The following is a 2416-nucleotide window of genomic DNA, read 5'->3' as shown; positions in this document are numbered from 1 at the left end:
GGCCGGCTCCGGAGCCTTCGCGGGGGTGGCGGTCATGTGGGGATCCGAGTCGTCGAGTCTCCGTTTCCGGTGGGCGGTCAGGAGGAGGCGAAGATCGTCTTCTTCTGGCGTTCGATCGACGAGAGGATGCTGTCGACGTTCTTCGGGTTGCGGACGAAGTTCTGCAGCGCGGGCTGCATCACCGTGGACGTGAAGTCCGGGCGGGAGTCGCGGTCCATGAACTGGGTGAGGCTCTTCGCGCCGGAGATCATCTCGAAGGACTTCTTCTGCAGCGCGGTGTAGGCGGAGGTGTCGGCCTTGGTGGAGGCGGCCACCACGCTGGAGTCGGCCTTGAGGTAGATCTCCTCGGCCTCGGGGGTACCCAGGTACTCCAGGAGCTTGGCGGCGCCGTCGCGGTTCTTCGGGGCCTTGGAGAGCATGAAGCCGTCGGTCGGCGCCTCGACGGTCTCCTGACCGAACTGCGGGTCGATCTCCGGGAAGGCGAAGAAGTCGAGGTCGTCCAGGTCGGCCTTGTCCGTGAACTGCTGACCGACGAAGGTGCCCAGGAGGTACATGCCGGCCTTCTTGGCCACCAGCGTCTGCGCCGCGTCCTGCCAGGTGCGGCCCACCGCGCCCTCCTGGTGGTAGGGCAGGATCTCCGTCCAGTGGTCGAAGACCTTGCGCACCTTGGCGTCGGTCCAGGAGGCCTTGCCCGCCATCAGCTCGACGTGGAAGTCGTAGCCGTTGGTGCGGAAGTTGATCTGGTCGAAGGTGCCCATCGCGGGCCAGGCGTCCTTGTCGCCGAAGGCGATCGGGACCAGCCCGTCCTTCTGCATCCGCTTGCACAGGGCGACGAAGTCGTCCCAGGTGGTGGGGACCTCGTAGCCGTGCTGGGCGAAGACGCTCTTGCGGTAGAACACCGCCCACGGGTACGTGTACAGCGGCACGAAGTAGTACTTGCCGTCCTCGCCCTTGCTGAGCTTGTGCATCGCCTCGGGGAAGTCGCCGCCGATCTTCTGCCACACGTCGTCGATCGGCGTGGCCAGCTTCTTCGAGGCGAAGAACTGCATGCGGTAGCCGGCGAACCAGGTGAACACGTCGTCGGGCGTGCCCTGCAGATAGGAGTTGATCTGCTCCTGGAACGTGTTGTGGTCCTTGGTGTTCACATCGACCTTGATGCCGGACTTCTTGGTGAAGGCGGCGTAGATCTCCGCGAACGCCTTCTTCGGCACGGCGTCGGATGAGTTGGAGCCGAGACCGACCGTCTTCGGGTCGGCGGACGAGCCGCTGCCGCCGCAGGCGCTCAGCAGGGGTATGCCCGCGCCGAGCAGGGCCGCACCGCCCACTCCGCGCAGCAGGGTGCGACGGCTGGGAGCGGGGAGGGAGACACCGGAGGGAGAGAGGTCGTGCATGGACGGCTCCTGAGGGCAGGGTTCGGCCACGAGGGTGTGGCGTGAAATCCAGTCGTAAACGACCAGAAATCAACTTGACCGAACACGGTGGCGCAATGACAGCCGCATGTCCGGTCATACGTCAAGAGCCGGTCCCTCCATTTGTCGAAACGTGACCGACCCGTGAAGGCTGCGTCGCTGGAGCGCTCAGTGGGACCGGGAACGGCTGTACACGGCAGCGAACCGGCCGGGGCGGCGGCGTCGCAGCTGCCGGTGCCCTCCGCTCGCGGGGGCGCGGCCGTCCAGCTGGATCCAGACGCGCACCTCCGTGCCGCCGAGCACCGAGGAGCCGATCCGTACGTCCCCGCCGGTGGACTCCGCCAGCCGGCGCACGATGTCCAGGCCGAGCCCGGTCGAGCCGTCGCTTCCGGAGCCGCGGCCCCGCGCCATCGCGGCCTCGGGGTCGGGTATGCCGGTGCCCGCGTCGGAGACGAGGACGATCACCGCGTCCTCGCCGTTGTGCACGTCGACGGCGAAGGCGGTGCCCTCCGCGGTGTGCCGGAACACGTTCCCGAGCAGCGCGTCCAGCCCGGCGGCCAGGTCGGGGCGGGCCACGGGTATGCGCACCGGCCGGTCGGCCCCGGCCACCCGCCACTTGCGGCCCTCGTCCTCGGCGAGCGCCGACCAGAACGCCATCCGCTCCCGGACCACCTCGGCCGCGTCGCACCCGGCGCCCGGACCGGCCGCGGCCGTCTGCGGCTTGGCCTCCCGGGCCGTACGGATGATGGTGTCGACCTCGCGCTCCAGCTGCTCGACCGCGGTGCGGGTCTGGTCGGCGGCCGGTCCCTCGCCGAGCGAGGCGGTGTTGAGCCGCAGCACGGTCAGGGGCGTCCGCAGCCGGTGGGACAGGTCCGCCGCCAGCTCCCGCTCGTTCGCCAGGAGCTGGACGACCTGGTCGGCCATGGAGTTGAACGCGACCGCCGCGAGCCGCAGCTCGGTCGGGCCCTCCTCGGGGACGCGGGCCCCCAGCCGGCCCTCCCCCAGGT

At 69.3% G+C, this 2416-nt stretch carries 2 protein-coding genes; both read right to left on the bottom strand.

The window, feature by feature from the left end:
- Positions 1 to 77: 77 nt before the first annotated feature.
- Positions 78 to 1391 carry an ABC transporter substrate-binding protein gene (locus C1J00_RS42125; protein ID WP_102914081.1) on the bottom strand — a complete coding sequence of 438 codons (1314 nt, stop codon included), beginning with the start codon at positions 1389 to 1391 and terminating at the stop codon, positions 78 to 80.
- A gap of 186 nt (positions 1392 to 1577) precedes the next feature.
- The coding region (locus tag C1J00_RS42120) for a sensor histidine kinase (protein WP_146046389.1) at positions 1578 to 2416 on the bottom strand (839 nt) is incomplete at its 5' end.

The sequence above is a fragment of the Streptomyces cahuitamycinicus genome, assembly GCF_002891435.1.
In the GTDB taxonomy this organism is placed as follows: domain Bacteria; phylum Actinomycetota; class Actinomycetes; order Streptomycetales; family Streptomycetaceae; genus Streptomyces; species Streptomyces cahuitamycinicus.
Note: the sequence above shows the minus strand (reverse complement) of the source record. Positions and strands in the feature narration are given on the sequence as shown.